The sequence below is a fragment of the Kitasatospora sp. NPDC048298 genome (assembly GCF_043201465.1).
Classification (GTDB): domain Bacteria; phylum Actinomycetota; class Actinomycetes; order Streptomycetales; family Streptomycetaceae; genus Kitasatospora.
Genome location: NZ_JBICYZ010000069.1, coordinates 10,731 through 35,992 on the forward strand (window position 1 = coordinate 10,731; position 25,262 = coordinate 35,992).

The 25,262-nt window shown below is 75.6% G+C and carries 1 protein-coding gene; it reads right to left on the minus strand.

All coding sequences use genetic code 11. The features are described from left to right. Window positions 1–12 precede the first annotated feature (12 nt). On the minus strand, window positions 13–25,257 hold the full coding sequence (locus ACGF0D_RS35400) for a non-ribosomal peptide synthase/polyketide synthase (protein WP_392923346.1): 25,245 nt from the start codon (window positions 25,255–25,257) through the stop codon (window positions 13–15). Between the last annotated feature and the right edge of the window lie 5 nt (window positions 25,258–25,262).

Genomic DNA, 25,262 nt, shown 5'->3' on the forward strand with positions numbered 1-25,262 from the left:
TGGATGCCCCGGTCAGCCGAGGCGCCGGGCGAGGGTCCGGCCGATCTCGGCCAGGGGTTCGGGCAGGGTCATGTCGTGGTGGCCGCACTCGATCCGGTGAACGTGGAGCTCTCCGGTCAGGTTCGGGTCCCAGGCGGCGAGGGTGGGGGCCGCGGGCCCGCGGCCCTGCTCGGCGCTGAAGAACAGCACCTCGCCGTCGTAGGGCCGCGGAGTGAACTCCCGCATCAGGCGGGCGTGGTGGGAGGCGATCTGCGGCAGGGCGTCCAGGGTGTGCGCGGGTATGTCGGTCAGGAGCGTCCCGTCCCGCCGGAGGATGCCGCGCGCGGTGGCGGCATCCATCGGCGTCCCGTCGGGCCGCTGCGGCACCTCGTGGCCGAGGAAGCGCAGCAGGGCGGCCAGGACGTCGGCCTCCTGGTCGGGGCCGGGCCCGGGCTCGGCGGGTTCCGGGACGGCCGGCCGGGCCGCCGGGTAGGAGTCGAGCAGGGTCAGCAGAGCCACCCGTTCGCCGCGCTCGCGCAGCCGTACCGCCATCTCGTGTGCGACGAGGCCGCCGAACGACCAGCCCAGCAGGTGGTACGGGCCCTCGGGCTGTACGTCACGGATGACCGAGAGGTAGTCCTCTGCCATCTCACCGATGGACGAGGGGCGTTCTTCGGGCTGCCCGAGCCCCCTGGCCTGCAGACCGTACAGCGGCCGGTCCGCCCCGAGATGGCGGGTCAGGCCGGCGTACGGCCAGCTGAGCCCGGCCCACGGGTGGACGCAGAACAGCGGTGGGCGGGTTCCTTCCCGGCGTAGTGGCAGCAGGACCCCGAGGGCCTTGGCCGGGTCGTCACCGGGTTCGCCGTCCCGCACCAGGGTGGCGAGCGCGGCCGGGGTCGGAGCCTCGAACACGGCTCGGATGCCGAGTTCGGTGCCGGTCTCGGCGCGCAGCCGGCCGACCAGACGGACCGCCAGCAGGGAGTGCCCGCCGAGGTCGAAGAAGCCGTCGTCGCGTCCGACGGCCTCGTCGAGGCCGAGCACGTCGGCGAACAGGGCGCACAGCAGCTTCTCGTGTGCGTCGCGCGGCTCCTCGCGGCGGCCGCCCGCCGGGGCGAACCGCGGTTCGGGCAGCGCCTTGCGGTCGAGCTTGCCGTTCACGCTGAGCGGCAGTTCGGGCAGGGTGACCAGCGCCGCGGGGACCATGAACTCCGGCAGCAGGGAGGCCGCGTGGGCGCGCAGCCCGCCGGCGTCGGGTTCGCGGCCCGGCGCGGCGGGGACGACGTAGCCGACCAGCCGAACCTCGCCGTGCTCGTCCGCGCGGACCAGGACGGCCGCGTGCGCCACGTCCGGGTGGGCGGCCAACACGGCCTCGACCTCGCCGGGTTCGATGCGGACGCCGCGAAGTTTGACCTGCTGGTCGGCGCGCCCGAGGTATTCCACCGCGCCGTCGTCCCGCCACCGGGCGAGGTCGCCGGTGCGGTACATGCGGGAGCCGGGCGGACCGTAGGGGTCGGCGGTGAACCGTTCGGCCGTCAGGTCGGGCCGCCCGTGGTAGCCGCGGGCCAGTTGGACGCCCGCCAGGTACAGCTCGCCGGGGACGCCGGGTGGGACCGGGCGCAGGGCCGAGTCCAGCACGTACAGGCGGGTGTTCCAGACCGGCCGGCCGATCGGCACCGGGCCCGTCACGCCCGGCTCGCACGGCCAGTACGTGACGTCCACGGCGGCCTCGGTGGGGCCGTACAGGTTGTGCAGGCCGGTGCCGGGAAGCACGGTGTGGAAGCGTCCGGCGAGGTCGGCGGGGAGCGCCTCGCCGCTGCACACGACCCGGCGCAGTCCGGTGCAGTCGGCTGCCGCGGGCTCGTCGAGGAAGACACGGAGCATGGAGGGGACGAAGTGGGCCGTGGTGATCCGCTCGTTCCGGACGAGGGCGGCCAGGTACGCGGGGTCGCGGTGGCCGTCGGGCCGGGCGATTACCAGGGTCGCGCCGGTGATCAGCGGCCAGAACAGTTCCCAGACGGAGACGTCGAAGCCGGTGGGTGTCTTGTGCAGGACCCGGTCGGCGGGGGTGAGGCGGTAGGCGGCCTGCATCCACAGCAGCCGGTTGACGATGGCCTGGTGGGTCACCGCGACGCCCTTGGGGCGGCCGGTGGAGCCGGAGGTGTGGATCAGGTAGGCGGGGTTGCGGGGATCGGGGCCGGGGCCCGCGTCCGCCTCCTCGGCGCCCGCGGGGGCGACGGCCCCGACCGGGAGCACGGTCCCGCCGCCCGGCAGGGCCGTCGGGTCGGCCCCGTCCACGGTCAGTGTGCAGACCGGCTCCGCGTCGGCCAGCAGCAGTTCGATCCGGGAGGCCGGCAGGCCCGGGTCGACCGGCACGTACGCGGCACCGGTACGGAGGACCGCGACGAGCGCGACGATCAGCTCCGTCGACCGGGGGACGGCGACCGCGACCCGGGTCTCCGGGCCCGCGCCGTGAGCCCGCAGCACATCCGCCAGGGCACCGGCACGTGCCGCGAGTTCGGCGTACGTCAGGCGCTCGGTGCCGTGGACGACGGCCTCGGCGTCCGGGGTGCGGGCGGTCTGGGCGGTGATCAGCTCGGGGAGGGTGGCCGGGGCCACCGGCACGGCGGTGTCGTTCCAGGTGTCCAGGACCAGGGCGCGCTCGGCCTCGTCGAGCGCGTCCAGGGCGGCGAGCGGCCGGTGGGGATCGGCGGCCAGCGCGTCGAGGATCCGGTGCAGCCGCCCGGCCAGCGCGGTCACGGCGGCGGAGTCGAACACGGCGGGCTGGTGGCCGAGGCGCAGGGTCAGGCCCTCGCCCTGCTGGAGGACGATCAGGCTGAGCGGGTAGTGGGTGGCGTCCCGGCCCCTGGCGTCGGCGAGGCGCAGCGTGGAGCCGGAGGCGGCCAGGGCCTCGGGGTCCACGGGGTAGTTCTCGAAGACGACGAGGGTGTCGAACAGCCTCGGCAGCCCGGTGAGCCGGGTGATCTCGCTGAGGCCGATGTGCTGGTGGGCCATCAGCGCGGACTGCCCGGCCTGGATCGCGGTGAGGGTGTCGAGGACACCGGCTGCCGGGTCCAATGCCACCCGGACGGGCAGGGTGTTGATGAACAGGCCGGCCATGGACTCGATGCCGGGCACCTCCGGCGGGCGGCCCGCCACGGTGGCGCCGAAGACCAGGTCGCCGCGGCCGGTCAGCTGGTTCAGCAGCACCGCCCAGGCCCCCTGGACGACGGTGTTGACGGTCAGCCCGTGCTCGCGGGCGAGGCGGCGCAGCGCCGCGGTGGTCCGTGTCGGCAGGTCCAGCGCGACGTGCGCGGGTTCGGCGACGGGGGTGTCCTCGGGCGCCACCAGGGTGGGGCCCTCCAGCCCGTCCAGTGCGGCCGTCCAGGCGCTGCGCGCGGCGGTGCGGTCCTGGGCGGCGAGGTGGGCCAGGTAGTCGCGGTAGGGCGCGGCCTGGGGCAGGGCCCGGCCGTCGGCGTCCTGCGCGTACAGGGCGAACAGATCGCCCAGCAGGACGGGCATGGACCAGCCGTCCAGCAGGATGTGGTGGGGGGTGACCACCACGGCGTGCCGGGACTGCGCCAGGCGCGCCAGGGTGACCCGGATCAGCGGGGAACGGGCGAGGTCGAAGCGCTCGGACCGGTCCTCGGCGGCGATCCGCTCGACCTCGGCCTCCTGTTCCGGGTGGGTGAGGGAGGTCAGGTCGGCGGTCCGCCAAGGTAGTTCGGGGTCGCGGACGATCACCTGGACGGGATCGCCCGCGGCGGTCTGGCCGAACGCCGCCCGCAGGTTGGGGTGGCGCTGCAGCAGGGCGGTCCAGCAGCGGTGCAGCAGCTCCGCGTCGAGGTCGCCGTCCAGTTCGAGCCGGAGCTGCGCGGTGTAGACGTCCGCGGCCGAGGTGTCGTAGAGGCCGTGGAAGAGGAAGCCCTCCTGGAGCGGGGAGAGCGGAAGGACGTCCTCCAGGCCGGGGTACGCGGCTTCCAGCTCCGCCACCTCGGTCTGGGTGAGTCGGACCAGGGGAAAGTCGGACGGGGTGTGTCCGGCGGCCGACGCGGGTACGGTGGCCAGCTCCTCCAGCACCCGCACCCACAGGTGCGCCAGCTCCCGCACGTCGGCCTCGGCCAGCAGCCCACCGGCCCAGCCGAAGGCGGCGCTGAGCGTCGGGCCGTCGGGGCCGTCCACGGTGACGGCGTTGATCTCCAGGGCGTGCGCGAGCGGGGTGGCCGGACCGGTGACGCCCCGGGGCTGGTCGGCGGGGGCCCACGGGGCGCCGTGGTCCTCGGGCGCGGTCGCGGAGCGGCCCAGGTAGTTGAAGCCGATCTGCGGCCGGGCCGACCCGGCGAGGGCGGTGGCGGTCTCGGGGTCGAGGTACCGCAGCAGGCCGTGTCCCGCGCCGGTGCCGGGAACCGCCCGCAGCTGCTCCTTGACCTCCTTCACCACGCGTACCGGGTCCTCGGAGCCGGCGGTCAGGCGCACCGGGTGCACCCGGGTGAACCAGCCGACCGTACGGGACAGGTCCACGTCCTCGCGGTCGTGGTCCCGGCCATGGCCCTCCAGGTTCACCAGCAGGCCCGGGGCCTGGGGCCGCCACCGGCGCCAGGCCAGCGCCAGCGCACCCAGCAGCAGGTCGTTGACCCCGCCGTGGAAGGCGGCGGGCACTGCGGTGAGCAGGGGTGCGGTGACGGACGGCGGCAGCTCCACGGTCAGCGCGGCGGCCGTCCCGGTGGTGTCACGGACCGGGTCCAGCGGGCGGGAGCCGAGCAGCGGCTCGGGCTCCGCCGTCAGGTCACGCCAGTAGGGGAGTTCGGCGAGGGTCTGCGGATCCCGTGCCTGCTCGGCGAGCAGCGCGGACCAGCGGCGGAACGAGGTGCCCACCGGGTCCAGGGCGATCTGCTTCCCGGCCGCGACGGACTCCCACGCCTGCCGGAGGTCCGGCAGCAGGATCCGCCAGGAAACCCCGTCCACCGAGAGGTGGTGGACGGTCAGCAGCAGCTTGCCCGGGGCGTCCTCGCCCGCGTCGAACCACACCGCCTGGAGCACGATCCCGGCCGCGAGGTCCAGCCGCTCGGCCGCGGCACGCAGTTCGGTCCGCACGTCGGCCCCGGCGGCCACCCGGCGCACGAGGGAGGCCGCGGCCACGGCACCGGGCTCGGCCACCGACAGGTTCCAGCCGCCGTCCGCGCGCAGCCGCAGTACGTCGTGATGGTCCACGAGGGCCTGCACCGCGGCGGTGAGGCGGTCCTCGCCGAGCCCGGCCGGAACGTGCACCAGCACGCTCTGGTGGAAGGCGTCGGCGGTGCCGCGCCAGTCCCGCGCCCAGTGCATGACCGGGGTGAGCGGGACCGCGCCCGTGCCGTCGTCGGCCACCGCCGCTGCGGGGTCGGCGTCGGTGCGGCACGTCTTGGCCAGCGCGGCCGGGGTCTGCCGCTCGAAGACGTCCCGCGGGGTGAACCGCAGTCCGGCCCGGCGGGCCCGGCTGACCAGCTGGATCGACATGATGCTGTCGCCGCCCAGGGCGAAGAACCCGTCGTCGGCACCGACCCGGGCCACGCCCAGGACCCCGGCGAACAGCTCGCACAGCGCCCGCTCCCGCTCGGTGCGCGGCTCGCGGCCGCCGCCGGCCGCCGCGGCGCCGAAGTCCGGTACGGGCAGGGCCTTGCGGTCGACCTTCTGGTTGGCGGTGATCGGCAGGACGTCCAGCGTGATCAGCTCGGTGGGCACCATGTACTCGGGCAGCCGCGCTCCGACCGCGGCACGCAGCGCGGCCGGGTCCGGGGCGGTGCCCGGTTCGGGGACGACATAACCGACGAGGTGCTTGCCGCCGGAGGGCGCCTCGTGGACGACCACCACGGCGTCGGCGACACCGTCCTGTTCGCCGAGGACGGCCTCGATCTCGCCGGGTTCGATGCGGAATCCGCGGATCTTGACCTGGTGGTCGACGCGGCCGAGGAAGTTCAGCAGCCCGTCGTCGGTCCAGCGGACCAGGTCGCCGGTGCGGTACATGCGGTTCCCCGGCGCCCCGAACGGGTCGGCGGTGAAGCGCTCGGCGGTCAGGCCAGGCCGGCCCAGGTAGCCGCGGGCCAGGGCGTCGCCCGCGAGGTACAGCTCGCCGACGGCACCGGGCGGCACCGGGCACAGCGCGGCGTCCAGGACGTAGGCGCGCATGCCGTCGCGGGAGCGGCCGATCGGCACGTTGCCGGGGACCTCGGCGGGGGCCCGCATGGTGTGCTGGGTGGCGAACAGGGTGATCTCGGTGGGGCCGTAGATGTCGGTGACGTCCACGCCCGGGCACGCGGCGAGGACCCGCCGGACGGAGGCCGAGGTCACCACGTCGCCGCCGGTCAGCACCTCGCGGACACCGGCCAGGCAGCCCGGGTCCTCCTCCGCGAGGACCCGGAACAGGCCTGCGGTCAGCAGCAGCGAGGTGACCCCGTGCTCGCGCACGGTGCCGGCGATGGCGGGGACGTCGAGCTGTCCGGGCGGGGCGACGACGACCGAGCCGCCGTTCAGCAGCGGCATCCACAGTTCGTAGGTGGAGGGGTCGAAGCCGTACGGGGAGTGCAGCAGCACCCGGTGGGGGCCGCCGGCGGCGGTCCGGGACCACCGCCGGTCGGTGGCCAGGCTCACCACGCCGCGGTGGCTGATCTCGACGCCCTTGGGCTCGCCGGTGGAGCCGGAGGTGAACATCACGTACGCGGCGTGGTCCGGGCCGAGCGCAGGGCGCGGGGCGGGGTCGGCGCAACCGAGGTCGTCGGCGGCGACCACCCGGGCGGCGCCGGGCAGCTCCGAGGCCGCAGCCGGGTCGTCGGTGAGGACCAGCCGAGTCCCGGCCTGCCGCAGCATCGCGCCCAGCCTGGCCCCGGGGAGCCGGCCGTCCAGCGGGACGTAGACCGCGCCCGCCTTCAGAACCGCGAGGATCGCGGCGACGACGTCCGGGGAGCGCTCCATGAGCAGCGCGACCCGGTCCTCGGTGCCGGCGCCGAGGGCGGCGAGGCGGGCGGCGAGCCGGTCGGTACGCATGTCCAGCTCGCGGTAGGTCCAGGTGCCGCCGACCCAGCGGACGGCGACGGCATCCGGGGTGCGGGCGGCCTGCTCGGCGAACGCGGCCACGATGCTCTGCTCGCGGCGGGTCGAGTCCTCGGCGAGGTCGTTCCAGTCCACCAGGATGCGCCGCCGCTCCTCGCCGGTCAGCACCTCGTACCCGCCCACGGGGCGGGCCGGGTTCTCGGCGACGGCGGTGAGCAGGCGGGTGAGGCGGTCCAGCAGGGTGCGGGCCGCCTCGGCGGTGAACAGCTGCGGCATGTGGTGCAGTTGCAGCCACAGTTCGTCGCCGCGCAGGCCCGCCGCGAGGGTCAGCGGGTAGTGCGTGGAGTCGCTCACCCGGGCCCGGCCGACGGTGAGACCGGTGGCCGGGACCGCGCCCTCGGCGACGGGGTAGTTCTCGAAGACGACCAGGGTGTCGAAGAACCGGGGAAGACCGGTGAGCCGGTGGATCTCGGCCAGGCCCAGGTGCTGGTGCGGCAGCAGGGCGGACTGGGCGGCCTGGAAGCGCCGCAGCAGCTCGGGCAGCGGCTCGCCGGGGTCGGCGGAGTCGAGCCGGACCGGCACGGTGTTGATGAACAGGCCGGCCATGGTCTCGACGCCGGGCAGCTCCGCCGGGCGGCCGGAGACGGTGGTGCCGAACACCACGTCGGTCCGGCCGGTCAGGCGGGACAGCAGCAGTGCCCAGGCGCCCTGGAGCACGGTGCTCACGGTCAGGCCGTGGGTCCGGGCCAGTTCGCGCAGGGCGGCGCCGGCCGTCTCGGGCAGGGAGGCGTCGAGCTTGCCCGGCGGTGCGGCGGCGGCCGAACCGGAGTCGGGAGCCAGCAGGGTCGGTTCCTCCAGCCCGGCCAGTTCCGTGCTCCAGGCGGCTCGGGCGGCGGCCTGGTCCTGGGCGGCGAGGTGGCCGAGGTAGTCGCGGTAGGGGGTCACCCGGGGCAGGGCCCGGTCGGCTCCCTGCGCCGCGTAGAGGGCGAACAGCTCCTGGGCGAGCACGGGGATCGACCAGCCGTCCAGCAGGATGTGGTGGTTGGTCAGGATCAGCCGGTGCCGGGTGGCGCCCAGCCCGGCCAGGGTGACGCGCAGCAGCGGCGCCCGGCCGAGGTCGATCCGGGTGGTGTGCTCCTCGGCCGCGAGGCGGTCGGCGGCGGCCGTCCGTTCGTCCTCGGGCAGGCCGGTGAGGTCGACGGCGTGCCAGGGCAGTTCGGGGTCACGGACGATCACCTGGAGCGGGGTGCCGCTCTCGTCCTGGGTGAAGGCGGCGCGCAGGTTGGGGTGGCGTCGCAGCAGGGCGGTCCAGCAGCGGCGCAGCAGCCCGGCGTCGAGGTCGCCGTCCAGGTCGAGCTGGAGCTGCATGGTGTAGACGTCGGTGCCCTGGTCCTCGTACCCGGCGTGGAAGTACATGCCCGCCTGGAGCGGGGAGAGCGGAAGGACGTCCTCCAGGCCCGGGTGGACGGCTTCCAGCATCTCCACCTCGGTCTGGGTGAGCCGGACGAGGGGAAAGTCGGACGGGGTGTGTCCGGGGGCCGTCGCGGGCGCGTCGGCCAGGCCCTCCAGGGCGCGCAGCCACAGTGCGGCCAGTTCGGCGGTCTCGTCCTCGGTCAGCAGGCCGTCCGCCCGGGCGAGGGTGACGGTCAGTACCGGGCCGTCGGGGCCGTCGACGGTGACGGCGCTGATCTCCAGGGCGTGCGGCAGCGGGGTGGCCGGAGCGTCGGCCGTGCCCTCGGGTTGAGCGGCGGGCGTCCAGTCGGCGGGGGTGGAGGGCTTCGGCCCGGAGTCCGTCCTGCCGAGGTAGTTGAAGCCGATCTGCGGCCGGGCCGCGCCGGCGAGGGCGGCGGCGGACTCGGGGTTGAGGTAGCGGAGCAGTCCGTATCCGGCGCCCCGTCCCGGCACCGCGCGCAGCTGTTCCTTGACCTCCTTGACCACCTGTACCGGGTCGGCCGGGCCCGCGGTGAGCCGAACCGGGTGCACCTGGGTGAACCAGCCCACGGTGCGGGAGAGGTCCACGTCGGTCCGGTCGTGGTCGCGGCCGTGGCTCTCCAGGTCCAGCAGGAGGCCGGGAGCCTCCGGTCGCCACTGGCGCCAGGCCAGCGCGAGCGCGCCCAGCAGGACGTCGTTGACCCCGCCGTGGACGGAGGCGGGCAGCGTGGTGAGCAGAGCGGAGGTGGCCGGCGCGGAGAGTTCGGCGGTGTACCGGCGTCGGGTGGCGGTGGTGTCGAGGGCCGGGTCCAGCGGCCGGGCACCGAGCGGCGGTTCGGTCGGCGCCAGCAGCTCGCTCCAGTAGGGGAGTTCCGCGACGGTGTCGGCGGCCTGCGCCCGCTCGGCGAGCAGGGCCGACCAGCGTCGGAACGACGTGCCGACGGGGTCGAGCGCGATCGGTCGACCGGCCGCGAGCGCCTCCCACGCCTGCCGCAGGTCCGGCAGCAGGATGCGCCAGGACACCCCGTCGACCACCAGGTGGTGGATCGTCAGCAGCAGTTCACCGGGGGCGTCCCGGCCCGCGTCGAACCACACGGCCTGGAACATGACGCCGGACTCCGGGCACAGCCGGGCCACGGCCGAGGCCAGCTCCGCCGCCCGGTCGTCGTCGGCGTCCACCCGGCGCACCAGCCGCCGTGCGTCCACCGTGTCGGCGGCGGGGACGGTGAACCGCCCGTCCGGGGCCACGACCGCGCGGAGCGCTTCGTGCCGCTCCAGCAGCGCCTGGACGGCGGTGGCGAGCCGGTCCCGGTCCAGGCCGGCCGGGACGCGGACGGTCACGCTCTGGTGGAAGGCGTCGGTGGTGCCGCGCCACTCCCGCAGCCAGTGCATGACCGGGGTGGGAGTGACCTCGCCGGTCCCGTCGTCGGCGGGAGCACCCGCGTCCGGCTCCGTCCGGCACGCCCCGGCCAGCGCGGCCGGCGTCTGCCGCTCGAACACGTCCCGCGGCGTGAGCAACAGCCCCGCCCGGCGCGCTCGGCTGACCAGCTGGATCGACATGATGCTGTCCCCGCCCAGGGCGAAGAACCCGTCCTCCGGGCCCACCTGCGCGACACCGAGCACTCCGGCGAACAGCTCGCACAGTGCCCGCTCCCGCTCGGTGCGCGGTTCCCGGCCCTGACCGCTCCCGGCCGGGCCGGGAGCGGTCAGGGCGGCCCGGTCGAGCTTGCCGTTCGGGGTCAGCGGGAGGGAGTCGAGGAGGACCAGGGCCGCGGGCCGGGCGTACTCCGGCAGTGCCTCGGCCGTGCGGGCGCGGACACCGTCCAGGTCGGGGGTCGTCCCCGGCTCGGGGACGACGTGGCCCACGAGCCGCTTGGCTCCCGAGGGCGTGTGGTGGACCTGTACGACCGCGTCGACGATGCCCTCGCAGGAGCTCAGCACCGCCTCGATCTCGCCGAGTTCGACGCGGAAGCCGCGGATCTTCACCTGGTGGTCGGCCCGCCCCAGGAACTCCAGGACGCCGTCCTCGGTCCAGCGGACCAGGTCGCCGGTGCGGTACATCCTCCCGCCGGGCGCGCCGAACGGGTCGGCGGTGAAGGCGGCGGCGGTCTGCCCGGGGCGGCTCCGGTAGCCGCGGGCGAGGCCGTCACCGGCGACGTACAGCTCACCCACGACGCCGGCCGGCACCGGGCGCAGCCGGGTGTCGAGGACGTACGTGCGCATCCGGTCACGGGAGCGGCCGATCGGCACGATCGCCGGGACGCGGTCGGCGGCGGCCAGGGTGTGCGAGGCCGCGAAGACGGTGATCTCGGTGGGGCCGTAGGCGTTGGTGACGCGGGTGTCCGGGCAGTGCTCCAGCACCCGGCGGACGGTGGCGGAGGTGACCACGTCGCCGCCCACGAACACGTCGCGGACGCCGGCCAGGCAGCCCGGGTGCTCCTCGGCCACCACCCGGAACAGGCCGGAGGTCAGCAGGACCACGGTGACGTCGTGCACGCGCAGGGTGCGGGCGAGGGCGGCGACGTCCAGTTCGCCGGGCGGTGCCAGCACCACCTCGCCGCCACGGAGCAGCGGCACCCACAGTTCGAGGGTGGCGCCGTCGAAGCCGTACGGGGAGTGCTGGAGGTAGCGGTGCGCAGTGCCCTCGGCGGGGCCGAAGGCGCTGTCGCAGGCCATCGAGAGCACGCCACGGTGGGTGATCTCGACACCCTTGGGCTCGCCGGTGGAGCCAGAGGTGAACATGACGTACGCGGGTTGGTCCGGCAGGACGGCGGCCGGGGTGCGGGGGTCGGGCGCGGCTTCGGTGTCCGGCCCCACGGTGAGGTGGTGGTCGGCCGCCGGGAGCAGCGTCGGGGCGGCCTCGGCGTGGGCCTCGTCGGTCAGGACGGTACGGGCCCCGGCCACGCGGAGCATGGTGGCCAGGCGGGCCTGCGGCTGCCGGGCGTCCAGGGGGACGTAGGCCGCACCGGCCTTCAGGACGCCGAGGGTGGCGGCGACCAGCCAGGGTGAGCGGTCCATCAGCAGGGCCACCCGGTCCTCGGCGGCGGTGCCCAGGCCGGTGAGGCGGCCGGCGATCCGCTCGGCGTGCGCGTCGAGTTCGCGGTAGGTCCAGGTGCCGCCGTCCCAGCGCACGGCGACGGCGTCCGGGGTGCGGGCGGCCTGGTCGAGGAACGCCCCGGCCAGGCCGGGGCCGGGGAGCTCGGTCCGGGCGGTCGGACCGTCGGCGTTCCACCCGATCAGCAGCCGCCGTCGTTCGGCCGCGTCCGGGAGGCCCAGCTCGCCGACGGGCAGGTCCGCGCCGTCCACGAACTCCTGGAGCAGGGCGACGTAGCGCCGGGCGAGCCGGTCGGCCGCGTCGGCGCCGAACGCCTCGGTGGCGTAGTCCAGCCGCAGCCGCAGGCCGGTGGCGCCGTCGGGGGCGGCGACCATCAGCAGCGGGTAGTGGGTGGCCTCCCGGGTCTCGACCCCGGTCAGGGCGAGGCCTCCGGGCAGCACGGTGGCCTCGGGGTCCAGCGGGTAGTTCTCGTAGACCAGGGCCGAGTCGAACAGCCGGGGCAGCCCGGCGATGCGGTGGATCTCGGCGAGCCCGAGGTGCTGGTGCGGCAGCAGGGCGACCTGCTCGCGCTGGAGGGCGGACAGCTGCCGGGCCAACGGCAGGTTCTCGTCGAGCCGGACGCGGACGGGCAGGGTGTTGATGAACAGGCCGGCCATGGTCTCGACGCCGGGAAGCTCGGCGGGGCGGCCGGAGACGGTGGTGCCGAACACCACGTCGTTGCGGCCGGTCAGCCGGGCGACCAGCAGGGCCCAGGCGCCCTGGAGCACCGTGTTCACGGTCAGACCATGGGCACGGGCCCAGGCGCCGAGCTGCCCGCCGAGGCCCGCGGGCAGCGTGGGCTCGATCCGGCCGGGCCGGGCGCCCGGGGAGCCCTCGGCGGCCGCGGGGGCGGTCAGGGTCGGCTCCTCGGTCCCGGACAGGGCGTCCGCCCAGGCGGCCTTCGCCAGGTCGCGGTCCTGGGTGGCGAGCCAGCGCAGGTAGTCGCCGTAGGGGGTGACGCGGGGCAGGCCGGCGTCGGCGCCCCGGGCGGCGTACAGGGCGAAGAGGTCGCGGGCGAGGACGGGAACGGACCAGCCGTCCAGCAGGATGTGGTGGTGCGTCAGGATCAGCCGGTGGCGGTCCTCGCCGAGCCGGAGCAGCGCGGCGCGCAGCAGCGGGGGCCGGGTGAGGTCGAAGCGGCGGTCGTGCTCCTCGGCACCGATGCGCGCCAGTTCGGCGGCTCGGGTCGGCTCGTCGTTGAGGCTGCTCAGGTCGGCCTCGCGCCACGGCAGTTCAGGGTCGGCGACGACGACCTGGACGGGGCGGTCGCTGTGGGCGTCGGTGAAGGCGGCGCGCAGGTTGCCGTGGCGGCGCAGCAGTGCGGCCCAGGCGGTGCGCAGCCGGCCGGCGTCGAGCGGGCCCGTGAAGTCCAGGTGCAGCTGGGGGGTGTAGACGTCGCTCGCGCCGCCGTCGTACGCGGCGTGGAAGTGGAGCCCCTCCTGGAGCGGGGAGAGCGGCAGGATCTCCTCAAGGCCGGGATGTGCCGCCTCGATGCCGTCCACCTGGTCCTGGGTGAGCGGCACCAGCGGGAAGTCGGACGGGGTGTGGCCGCCGGTGCGCTCGCCGCCCTCGACGAGGGTGCGCAGGGCGTTCAGCCAGAGTTCGGCCAGGTCACGGACATCGTCCTCGGTGAACAGCGCGGAGGCGAAGGAGAAGGTGGCGGACAGGACCGGGCCGTGGGCGCCGTCCAGGGCGATGGCGTCGATGTCGAGCGCGTGCGTGCGGGGAGTGGCGGGGTCGGCGCCGGCGCCGAGGGCGTCGGAGTCCGGAGCGATCGACCAGTCGCCGGCCGCGCCCTCGCCGGCCGTCATGCGGCCGAGGTAGTTGAAGCCGATCTGCGGCTTCGCGCAGGTCGCGAAGAGCGGGGCGGTCTGCGGGTTGAGGTAGCGCAGCAGGCCGAAGCCGAGCCCGGCGCCGGGGATCCTGGCGAGCTGTTCCTTGGCCTGTTTGACGGCCTCGGCCGGGTGGTCGCCGGTGATGCTCAGCCGGACCGGGTACTGACTGGTGAACCAGCCCACGGTACGGGAGAGGTCGGCGCCGGCGAGGTCGCCCGCGCGGCCGTGGCTCTCCAGGTCCAGCAGGACGCCCGGCAGACCGCGCCAGCGCTGTGCGGCGAGGGCCAGGGTGCCGAGCAGGACGTCGTTGACACCGCCGTGGAAGGCCGCCGGCACGGTGGACAGCAGGGGGCCGGTGACGGACTCGGGCAGGGTGACTGTCAGGCTCGCGGAGCTGCCGGCGGTGTCCTCGGCCGGGCTCAGCGGACGCGGGCCGAGCGGCGGTTCGTGAGCGGCGAGTTCCTCGGTCCAGTACGGGAGCTCCGCCATCAGGTCGGGGTCCTGGGCGCGGTTGCCCAGCACCTGGCTCCAGCGCCGGAAGGACGTGCCGACGGGGTCCAGCCGGACCGGCTCGGACGCGGCGAGCGCCTCCCAGGCATGGCGCAGGCCGGGGAGCAGGATCCGCCAGGACACCCCGTCCACGGCCAGGTGGTGGATGACCAGGAGCAGCCGTCCGGGGGCGTCCGGGCCGGCGTCGAACCAGACGGCCTGGAGCAGCGCGCCCTCCTCGGGTGCGAGGCGGGACACGGCGGCGTCGGTCTCGACGCGCAGGTCGGCGGCCGCGTCCACGCGCCGGACGCAGCCGGCGGCGTCGGCCGACCCGCGCTCGGCGACGGCCATCGCCCAGACCAGGCCGCCGACGGTGCGGGTCAGGCGCAGACGCAGGGCGTCGTGGTGGTCGAGGAGCGCCTGGACCGCGCCGGTCAGGCGCTTCTCGCCGAGCCCGGCGGGGACCTGGAGGAGGACCGACTGGTGGAAGGAGTCCACCGGTCCGCGGCGTTCCCTCAACTGGTGGACGATCGGGGTGAGTTCGACCGGTCCGACGCCGTCCTCGGTCCGGGTGGCCGGGCCGCCGGCGTCCTCCGTGCGGCAGATCGCCGCGAGCGCGGCCGGGGTCTGGTGCTCGAAGACCTCGCGCGGGGTGACGACCAGACCGGCCCGGCGGGCCCGGCTGACCAGCTGGATGGAGGTGATGCTGTCGCCGCCGAGGGTGAAGAAGCCGTCGTCGGCACCGACCCGGGGGACGCCCAGGAGGTCGGCGAAGAGTTCGCAGAGGATGCGCTCGCGCTCGTTCGCGGGGGCGCCGGGCCCGGCCGGGGCGGCGGGGCCGGCGAGGAAGGCGGGGGCGGGCAGGGCCCTGCGGTCGAGCTTGCCCGCCGCGGTCAGCGGAAGGGCGTCGAGCAGCACGATCTCGCCGGGCACGAGGTAGCCCGGCAGGGCGCGCGCGGCTCGCTGCCGGATCTCCTCCTCGTCGAGGGCACTGTCCGGGGCGGTCACCACGTAGCCGGTCAGACGCTTGCCGCCGGCGGGCGTGTCGTGGGCGAGCACGGCGGCGGCCGCGACCCCGTCGAGGGCGCCGAGCACGGCGGAGATCTCGCCGGGTTCGATGCGCACCCCGCCGATCTTGACCTGGTCGTCGGCGCGGCCCCGGTACTCCAGGACGCCGTCCGGGGTCCAGCGGGCGAGGTCCCCGCTGCGGTACATCCTCGTGCCGGGGGCGCCGAAGGGGTCCGCGACGAACGCGGCGGCGGTTCGGGCGGGCTGGTCCAGGTAGCCGCGGGCCAACTGGACGCCCGCGAGGTACAGCTCGCCGGTGATGCCGGGGGGCACCGGCTGGAGGGCGGCGTCGAGCACGTACAGCCGGCAGTTGCCCTCGGGGCGGCCCAGCGGGACGATTCCCTCCGCGATGCCGTCCGGGACCTCGTACCAGGCGACGTCGACGGTGGCCTCGGTCGGCCCGTACTGGTTGAACAGCGGCACGTCCAGCACCTCGCGGCAGCGGCGCGCGAGCTCGGCGGGCAGGGCCTCGCCGCCCGAGAACACCCGGCGCAGGGGGGTGCGGGAGGCTGCGGCGGGCTCGTCGAGGAAGGCGCGCAGCATGGGCGGGACGAAGTGGACGGTGGTGACCCGTTCCGTCCGGATCAGCTCGGCGAGCCGGGCGGGGTCGCGGTGGTCCTCGGGGCCGGCCACGACCACGCAGGCGCCGACCAGGACCGGCCAGAACAGCTCGCCGACGGAGGCGTCGAAACCGGTCGCGGTCTTGTGCAGCACCCGGTCGTCGGCGGCCAGGCCGTACTGGTCGACCATGCCCCACAGCCGGTTCAGCATCGAGCGGTGCGAGACCGCGACGCCCTTGGGACGGCCGGTGGAGCCGGAGGTGTGGATCACATAGGCGGTGGTGTCGGGATGCGGTGCCGCGAAGGCGCTCTCGTCCTGCGGCGCCGGAGTGTCCGGCGCGTCGGTGAGGACCAGCGGGAGGGTGGCCCCGGCGGGCAGGCCGGCGCGGGACTCCGCCGTGGTCACCACGCACAGCGCGGCGGCGTCCTCCAGCAGCAGGGCGATGCGCGCGGGCGGCAGGGCCGGGTCGACCGGCACGTAGGCGGCGCCGGTGCGCAGCACGGCGTGCAGGGCGACCGGCAGGTCGAGGCCGCGGGGCACCGCGACGGCGATCCGCCGCTCGGGGCCGGCGCCGACGGCGCGCAGCCGCCGGGCGAGGGACTCGGCGCGGGCGTCGAGCTCGGCGTACGTGAGGCTCTCGTCGGCGAAGGCGACCGCCTCGGCGTCCGGCGTGCGGGCGGCCCGCTCGGCGAGCAGCTCGGGCAGGGTGGCGGCCGGGATGTCCAGGGCCGAGTCGTTGAAGCCGGTCAGGACGAGATCCCGCTCACCGTCGGTGAGGGCGGCGGCGGTGGAGACGGTCAGGGCCGGGTCGTGCACGAAGGACTCCAGGAGCGTGGTCCAGCGGTCGGTGAGCCGCCGGACGGTGGTGTCGTCGAAGATGTCTGCCCGGTACTCGGCGCGGGCGTCGATGCCGTCGGGGGCGCCCTCGGGGGTGCGCCGCTCGGTCAGGTCGAAGGACAGCTCGAAGCGGGCGACGGTGGCGCCGACCGGCATCAGCTCGGCGGCGATCCCGGGCAGGCGCACCGCGTCCGCGACCAGCTCGGGCTGGGCCGACAGCATCACCTGGAAGAGAGGGTTGCCGTCCGCGGTGCGCTCGGTGCCCAGCGCGTCGACCAGCCGCTCGAAGGGGAGGTCCTGGTGGCTGAAGGCGGCCAGGTCGGTCTCCCGTACGCGGCGCAGCAGTTCGCGGAAGTCCGGGTCGCCGGACGTGTCGGTGCGCAGCACCAGGGTGTTGACGAAGCAGCCGATCAGCGGCTCCAGCGCCGTGTCGGTGCGTCCGGCGACGGCGGTGCCGAGAGGGATGTCGGTGCCGGCTCCGGACCGGGTGAGCAGCGCGGCGAGCGCGGCCTGGAGGGTCATGAAGACGGTGGCCGAGTGCGCGCGGGCCAGCGCGGCGAGCCGGGCGTGCAGCGGGGCGGGGATGCGGAAGGTGAAGGAGCCGCCGGGGATGTCCGGGCCGGCGCCGGGGGTGGCGGGCCGGTCGGCCGGCAGGTCGATGCGGTCGGGCAGGCCGGACAGGCGCTCGCACCAGTGGGCGGTCTGCGCGTCGGCGAGGCCGCCCTCACCGGCAGTGAGGACCTCCTGCTCCCAGAGGCTGTAGTCGGCGTACTGGATCTCCAGCGGCGCCCGGTCCGGCTCCCGGCCCGCCGCCCGGGCGGTGTACGCGGCCGACAGGTCGGCGGCCAACGGGCCGAAGGACCAGCCGTCGGCCGCGATGTGGTGCAGGACCAGGACCAGGGCGTGGTCCTCGGCGCCGAGGGTGAACAGGGCGGTCCGCAACGGGGTCTGCGTGGCGAGGTCGAAGGGGCGCTCCACCAGATCGGCGACCGCGGCGGCGAGGCCGTCCTCGGTGGCGGGGCCGGCCGGGAGCGCCGGCCTGGCCCGTTCAGGGGCCAGGACCTGCTGGTAGGGGCGGCCGTCGGTGTCGGGGAAGCAGGTGCGCAGGGACTCGTGACGGTCGGTCAGATCGCCGAGGGCGGCGCGCAGTGCGTCGGCGCGCAGCGGTCCGCGCAGCCGCAGGACGACCCGCATGTTGTACGCGGCGGAGCGGCCCTGGTCGAGCCGGTGCAGGAACCACAGTCGGCGCTGCGCCGCGGACAGTGGGACGTGCTCCGGTCGGGTGCGGTGGACGAGGGGCGGCCGGGCCGCCGCGCCGCGGACGGCCGCCTGCACCCGCTCGGCGAGTGCGGCGACGGTCGGGGCGTCGAACACGGCCCGGACCGGCAGGTCGGCGCCGACGGTCGCGCGGATCGCGGAGGTCAGCCGGGTGGCCAGCAGTGAGTGCCCGCCGAGCGCGAAGAAGCTGTCGTCGATGCCGACGCCGGGGGCGTCGAGGAGCCGCCCGTACAGGCCGCACAGCAGCTCCTCCAGCGGGGTGCGAGGGGAGCGCCGGGTGGTCCCGGCGAGCACGAGGGCGTCCTCGCCCGGGGTGGGCAGGGCCCGGCGGTCGACCTTGCCGTTGGGGGTGAGCGGGAGTCGTTCCAGGGTGACGAAGGCCGCGGGGACCATGTACGGGGGCAGGTCGGTGGCGACGTGCCGGCGGAGCTCGGCGGGGGTGGGCCCGGCGGGCTCCGGTGCGGCGGCCGGTCCGGGCGCGGCGGCGCGCTCCGTGGCCGCGTCCTGTGCGGCGGCGGGTACGACGTAGGCGACCAGGCACGGCTCGGCGTCCTCGCCGTCGCGCCGGACGGTGACCACGGCGCGTGCGATGTCCGCACGCCGTTCCAGCACCGCCTCGATCTCGCCGAGTTCGACGCGGTGGCCGCGCACCTTGACCTGGTGGTCGGTGCGGCCGAGGAGGTCCAGGCGGCCGTCGGCGGTCCAGCGGGCCAGGTCGCCGGTGCGGTACATGCGGCTGCCGGGCTCGTCGTAGGGGTCGGCGAGGAAGCGTTCGGCAGTGTGGCCGGGGCGGCCCGCGTAACCGCGGGTGACGCCGTGTCCGGCGACGTAGAGCTCGCCCGGCGTGCCGACGGGAGCCGGGCGCAGCATCCGGTCGAGCACGTATGCGCGGGCGCCGGGGATGGGCGTGCCCACCAGGTGGCCGCCGTCGGCGCGAAGGGCGCCGGGTTCCGCCACGTCCTGGTACGTGCTGGTCATGGTGGTCTCGGTGGGCCCGTACTGGTTGACCACCCGGCAGGACTCACCGAGTGCCGCGATCCGCGCCAGATGGCCCCGGTTGAGCGCCTCGCCGCAGGTCATCACCAGGCGCAGCGCGGGGCGCTCGGCGGCGGGCAGGGCCTCGGCCTCCTCGGCGACGGCCGCCAGCAGCGAGGGAACGGCGGACAGCAGCACGGTCGCGCCGTGCCGCCGCATGGCGCGCGCCAGGGCGCGTGCGTCGTTGGCCTCGTCGGGGGCGACCAGGGCGACGCAGCCGCCCGCGGCGAGGGTGCCGAACAGGTCGCGCACGGACGGGTCGAAGGAGACCGATGCGAGGTTGAGCACGGTGTCGGCGGCGCCGAGCCCGGCGGTTCCGGTGAGGTGGTCCAGGTACCCGGCCACGCCGCGGTGCGGGACCACGACGACCTTGGGCAGTCCCGTGGAACCGGAGGTGGGGATCAGGTACGCGGGGTGGTCGGGGCGCAGCGGGGCGGTGCGCTCGGCGTCGGTGAGATCGGTGTCCGCGAACGCGGCGGCCGCGTCGACGGTGCGGGGGGCGTCGAGCAGCAGGCGCTCGGGCCCGTCGGCGCCGGCGGGCATCGCGCCGGCCGCCCCGCTGGTGGTGAGGACGAGCCGGGCCGCGGAGTCGCTCAGCAGGTGGGCGATCCGCTCGGCCGGGTAGCCGGGGTCGACAGGGACGTAGGCGGCACCGGACTTGAGCACGGCGAGGAGGGCCACGACCAGGTCGGCGGAGCGGGGGACGGCCACGGCGACGGTGGTCTCGGGGCCGGCGCCCCGGCCGACGAGCAGCCTGGCCAGCCGGTTGGCGCGGGCGGCCAGCTCACCGTGGCTCAGCTCGGTGTCGCCGAACCGGACGGCGGGAGCCTGCGGGGCGTGCGCCGCGGCGGCCTCGACCCGGGCCGTCACGGTGGTCGGCGGCCGGTCGGCGGCCGGGCCCCGGCCGGCGTGCAGCAGTTGCTCGTGCTCGGCGTCGGGCAGCACCGGCACCTGGGCGACCGGGCGGTCCAGCCCGTCGGCGAGCGCGGTGAGGGCCCGGGTGAACAGCCGCAGCGCGGGCTCGTCGCCGGTCAGGGAGAGACTGAGCCGCTCGCCGGGGACGACGGTGAGCTTCTGCGCGTAGTGGGTGCTGATCCGGTGGTCGACGCCGGTCAGCCGCAGGCCGTGGGCGGTGCCGATCGCGTCGACGTCGACCGGGTAGTTCTGGAAGACCACCATGGTGTCGGCGACCGCGCCGCTTCCCGCTGTGCGATGGATCTCGGCGAGCCCCAGGTGCTGGTGGGCGGCGAGAGCGGCCTGCTGCTCCTGGAGGCGGGTCAGGAAGGCGGCGACCGGCTCGGCGGGGTCCGGGCGGCCGCGGACCGGGACGGTGGTCAGGTAGAGGCCGACGGCGGTCTCGATGCCGGGCAGCTCGGCGGGGCGGACCGCCACCGGGGTGTCGAACACCACGTCGTCGCGGCCGGTGAGGGCCCCCAGGACCAGCGTCCAGGCGCCCTGGACCAGCGTGTTGAGGGTCAGGCCGCGGTTGCGGGCCAGCTCCGCGAGGCGGGCGGTCAGTGCGGCGTCGAGTCGGTGCTCGTGAGTGGCGCCGGTGGTCGCCGCGCCGGCCCGGGTCGGCTCGGTGAGACCGTCGAGGGCCTGCCGCCACGCGGTGCGGGCGGCGTCGGCGTCCTGCCGGTCGAGCCAGGCGTGGTAGGCCGCGGGGGACACGGCCGGCGGCAGCTGCGGCGCGTCCGGCCCGGCCTGGTACAGGACGAAGAGTTCGCGCAGCAGGACGGGCATGGACCAGCCGTCCAGGATGAGGTGGTGGTGGGTCAGGGTCATCCGGTGTCGGTCGTCACCGAGGGCCTCGTACCGCAGGCGCAGCAGGGGGGCGGCGGCGAGGTCGAATGCGGCGTAGTCGCCGTCGGTGCCGGAGCCCGCGTGCCAGCGCACCGCGGCATCGGCGAGGACGACCTGGACCGCGGTGCCGGAGCCGTCGGCGGACGTGTCGGTGAAGGCGACCCGGAGCGCGGCGTGCCGGCGGACCAGGGCCTGCCAGGCGGCGCGCAGCCGCGTCTCGTCCAGCGGGCCGGTGAGCTCCAGACGCCACCGGGTCAGGTAGTCCCGGCGGGCGGCCTCCTCGTAGCGGGCCTGGAAGAGCAGTCCCTGCTGGACGGGAGAGAGCGGGAGGAGGTCCGTCAGCGCCGGGTAGGTCTCCTCCAGCCGGTCGATGCCGGGCTGGTCCAGGGTGACCAGGGGGAAGTCGGTGGGGGTGTGGCCGGCGACCGTTCCCTGCCGCAGCTCGCGCAGCGCCGCCAGCCAGGCGTCGGACAGGGCGCGTACGTCGGCCTCGTCCAGCAGGCCCGAGGCCCAGGTCCAGGTGGCCGTGAGCACGGGCCCGCCGGGACCGTCGTGCACGAACGCGTCCACGGTCAGTGGGTGGGCGACGGGCAGCCCGGGGGCGCCTCCGCCGCCGAACGCGCCGGTGGCACCGGCGGGGGACCAGTCTCCGGCCGGGGCCGGCGTGCGGCCGAGGTAGTTGAACAGCACCTGGGGGCGGGGCAGGGCGGCGAGCGCGGGGGCGGTCTGCCCGTTGACGTGGCGGAGCAGGCCGTAGCCGGCTCCCGCGTCGGGGATGCCGCGCAGTTGCTCCTTGATCTGCTTGACGACCGCGGCGAGCGTGAGCCGCCCCGCGTCGAGCCGGACCGGGAACGTCCGGGTGAACCAGCCGGCCGTCCCCGAGAGGTCCGCGGTGCCGTCGCGGCCGTGACGCTCGACGTCGACGACGAGCGGCAAGGCGTACCGGTCCCGGGCGGCGAGGGCGAGGGCGGCCAGCAACACGTCCTCGGCACGGCCGTGGAAGGCCGCCGGAACGGTGGTCAGGAGACCCTCGGCGGGCACCTCGACGGTGAACCGGCCCGTGCCGGCCAGTGTGTCGACGGCGGGGTCCAGCGGCCGGCTGCCCAGGATCAGCTCATCCGTCAGAACGTTTTTCCAGTAGGCGAGTTCGTCGAGCAGACGCGGCTCGTTCGCCCGCAGGACGGTGTCCCGTGACCAGCTGCGCAGCGGGGTGGGGACGGGGTCGAGGGCGCGGCCCTCGTACGCGGCGCGCAGGCCGGCGAGCAGCAGCGGCCAGGTGACCCCGTCGACGGCGAGGTGGTGGCCGACCAGCAGCAGCCTGCCCGCCTCGGGGAACCACACGGCTTGGAGCAGGACGCCCTCCGCCGGGGCGAGCCGGGTGACGGCCGCCTCCCGCTCGGCGTCCGGACCGGCAGCGCCGTCGGAGCCGTCCAGGCCGCCGTCGGCCCGGCGGATCAGCTGTTCCGCGCGCACGGTGCCGGGCGCGGTCACCTCCATGGCCCAGGCGTCGCCGCGCACGGTCAGCCGCAGTCGCAGGGCGTCGTGGTGGTCGAGCAGGTTCTGCACCGCGCCGGTGAGCCGGGCCTCGTCGAGACCGGCGGGAACCCGGACCAGCACCCACTGGTGGAAGGTCTCCGTCGGGCCGCCGCGCTCGCGCAGCCAGTGCGCCATCGGGGTGAGCGGCACCGCGCCGGTGCGCTCGGCCGGTGCGGTGGTGGTGGTGGCGGTGGTGGTGGTCGAGGCCCCCGTCGCCCGGGCGACCCGGGCCAGTGCGGCGGCGGTCGGGTGGGCGAAGACCTGGCGGAGTTCGAGCCCCACGCCCTGGCGGCGGGCCCGGCCGACCACCTGGATCGCCAGGATGCTGTCCCCGCCCAGTTCGAAGAAGTTCCGCCCGGGAGCCACCTCGGGCAGGCCGAGCACCTCGGCGAAGACCCGGCACAGGACCGCCTCGGCACCGGCACCGGCCTGCGAAGGGCCCGTGCCGTCCGTGCTGCCCGCGACGGCGAAGTCGGGCGCCGGCAGCGCCTTCCGGTCCAGCTTCCCGTTGGCGTTCAGCGGCATGGCGTCGAGCACCGCGACGTGCGCGGGCACCATGTACGCCGGCAGCGTACCGGCGACCAGGTCGCGCAGTTCGCGGTCGCCGGGCGGGGTGACGCCGGGTCCGGCGGGGACGACGTACGCCACCAGCCTGGTGACGCCCGCGCCGTTGTCATGGGCGGTCACCACCGCCTGTCCGATCCGCGGATCGGAGGTGAGCGCCGCCTCGATCTCGCCGCACTCGATGCGGAATCCGCGCACCTTCACCTGGTGGTCGGTGCGGCCGAGGTACTCCAGCTGGCCGTCCCGGTTCCAGCGGGCCAGGTCTCCGGTGCGGTACATCCTCCCTCCGTGACCGTAGGGGTCGGCCAGGAACCGCTCGGCGGTCAGTCCGGGGCGGCCCAGGTAGCCGCGGGCCAGCTGCACGCCGGCCAGGTAGAGCTCGCCCGGGGCACCGGCCGGTACCGGCCGCAGCCCGGCATCGAGGACGTACGCGCGGGTGTTCCAGACGGGCGCGCCGATCGGGACGGTCGGCGCCCCCTCGACGCACTCCCATGCCGTCACGTCCACGGACGCCTCGGTGGGCCCGTAGAGGTTGTGCAGCGGCACGTGCGGGAGTAGGCGGCGGAAGGTGTCGGCCAGTTCCGGCGGGAGGGCCTCTCCGGAGCAGAGCACGCGGCGCAGCCGGGCGCACCGGCCGGGGACGGACGGGTCGTCGAGGAAGGCACGGAGCATCGACGGCACGAAGTGCACCGTGGTGACGCCCGCGTCCCGGATCAGGTCGGCCAGGTAGTCGGGGTCCTGATGCCCGCCCGGCAGGGCGACGACCAGGGCCGCGCCGGTGGTCAGCGGCCAGAAGAACTCCCACACGGACACGTCGAATCCGTACGGTGTCTTCTGCAGGACGCGGTCGTCGGCGCCGAGTCCGTACCGCTGCTGCATCCACAGGAGGCGGTTGACGATCCCGCGGTGGGGGACGGCGACGCCCTTGGGACGGCCGGTGGAGCCGGAGGTGAAGATGACGTAGGCGGGGTTCGCCGGGTCGGCGGGCGCGTGCACCGGAGAGCCGGTGTGCGTGCGGGCGTCGGCCATGCCCTGCGCGTCGAGCACCAGGACCGGACGGGAGTCGGCGAGGACGGCCCGCGCCCGGGCGGCCGGAAGCGCGGGGTCCAGCGGCAGGTAGGCGGCACCCGACTTGAGCACCCCGAGCAGGGCGGTGACCAGGTCGGCGGAGCGCTCCAGGCGCACGGCGACGACCGACTCGGGCCCCGCGCCGCGGGCGATCAGGAATCCGGCGAGGCGCCCGGCCCGGTCGTCCAGTTCGGCGTACGTCAGCGTCTCGCCCTGGAAGACCACGGCGGGGGCGTGCGGAGTCCGGGCGGCCTGGGCGGCCACGAGGTCGTGCAGGGTGGTGACCGGGACCTCGTGCGCGGTGTCGTTCCACGCGCCGAGCACCGCGGCGCGGTCGTCCGGGGTGGTGAGGCCGACCTCCCCCACGGGGCGGCCGCTGTCGAGGAGTTCGGCGAGGAAGCGAAGGAAGCGGTCCCGGTGGGAGGCGAGTTCGCGCTCCGTGTAGAGCGCCGGGTTGGCGTCGAAGTCCACCCGCAGGCCGTCGTGCTTGCCGGGGCGGCCGCCGTAGAAGGCCATGGAGAGGTCGTCCACGGGGCCGTTGGAGAGGTTGTGCATCCGGCCGGAGACCTCGCCGAACCTGAGGTCGTAGTCGAACGGCATGACGTTGACGGTGGGTCCGTACAGCCGACGCGCGGTTCCGGTGATCCCCAGTGCGTGGCGCATCTCCTCGTGGCGGAAGCGCTGATGGGTGACGGCGGCCTTCACCGCGTCGGCGGCGTCGGCGGTCAGCTCGGCGAGGGTCGCCGCCGGGTCGACGTGAAGCCAGAGCGGCACCAGGTTGGAGAGCATGGCCGGGATGTTCTGGGCGGCGCTGGTGACCCGGGCGGAGACGCAGAAGCCGAGGGCGACCTCCTCCTCGCCGGTCAGCCGGTGCAGGTACGCGGCGGCCGCCGCGACGAGCACCCGCGGCCAGCTCGACCGGGCCTGCCGGGCGACCACGCGCAGGCCGCTCTCGACGGTGGGATCGATCCGGGCACTGCACCGCAGCATGCGCCGGGAGGCGGGGGCGCCGCGCGGCGTCAGCGACACCGGCTCGGGGCGGCCGCGCAGCTGCTCCGACCAGTAGGCGCGGTCCGCCCGGTGGTCCTCGGACGAGCGGTACTCGGCGGCCTCGTCGACCATCAGCCGGACGGAGTCCAGCGCGCCCTCGCCGGGGTCGCTCCCGGAGGCCAGTGCCGTGTAGATCGCCGCGATGCGCCGGGTGCTGACGGCGGCGCCGAAGGCATCGGTCAGCAGATGGTGGATGCTCAGGTACCACCAGTGGTGGTTCTCGCCGAGCCGCATCACCACCGCGGTCATGTGCGGGGGTATGCCCAGCGGCCGGGGCCGGGCCATGTCCTCGGCCATCCGCTCCCGTGCGGCGGATTCCGGGTCGGGAAGCGTGGAGAGATCGGCGTACCCCTGACTCCAGTCGCCCAGCGGCTCGACCCACTGACGGAGCTCGCCCTCGTGCTCCGCCACCCGGGCGCGCAGTCCGTCCGCCTCCGCCAGGAACCGGCGGGACGCCTCGCCGAGGAGCTCGACGTCGAGCGGCCCGTCGATGTCGATGTACACGCCGATGGTGTAGGCGGGGCTCTCGGGATCGAGCTGCTGGCCGAACCAGATGCCCGACTGACCCGGGGTCATGGGCAGGCCGAGAGGGCGGTGGTCGTACATGTGGG

Excerpts from the sequence above, each read along its gene's own strand:
- ACGF0D_RS35400 (WP_392923346.1), bottom strand. The coding sequence starts at position 25,257 with ATGTACGACCACCGCCCTCTCGGCCTGCCCATGACCCCGGGTCAGTCG.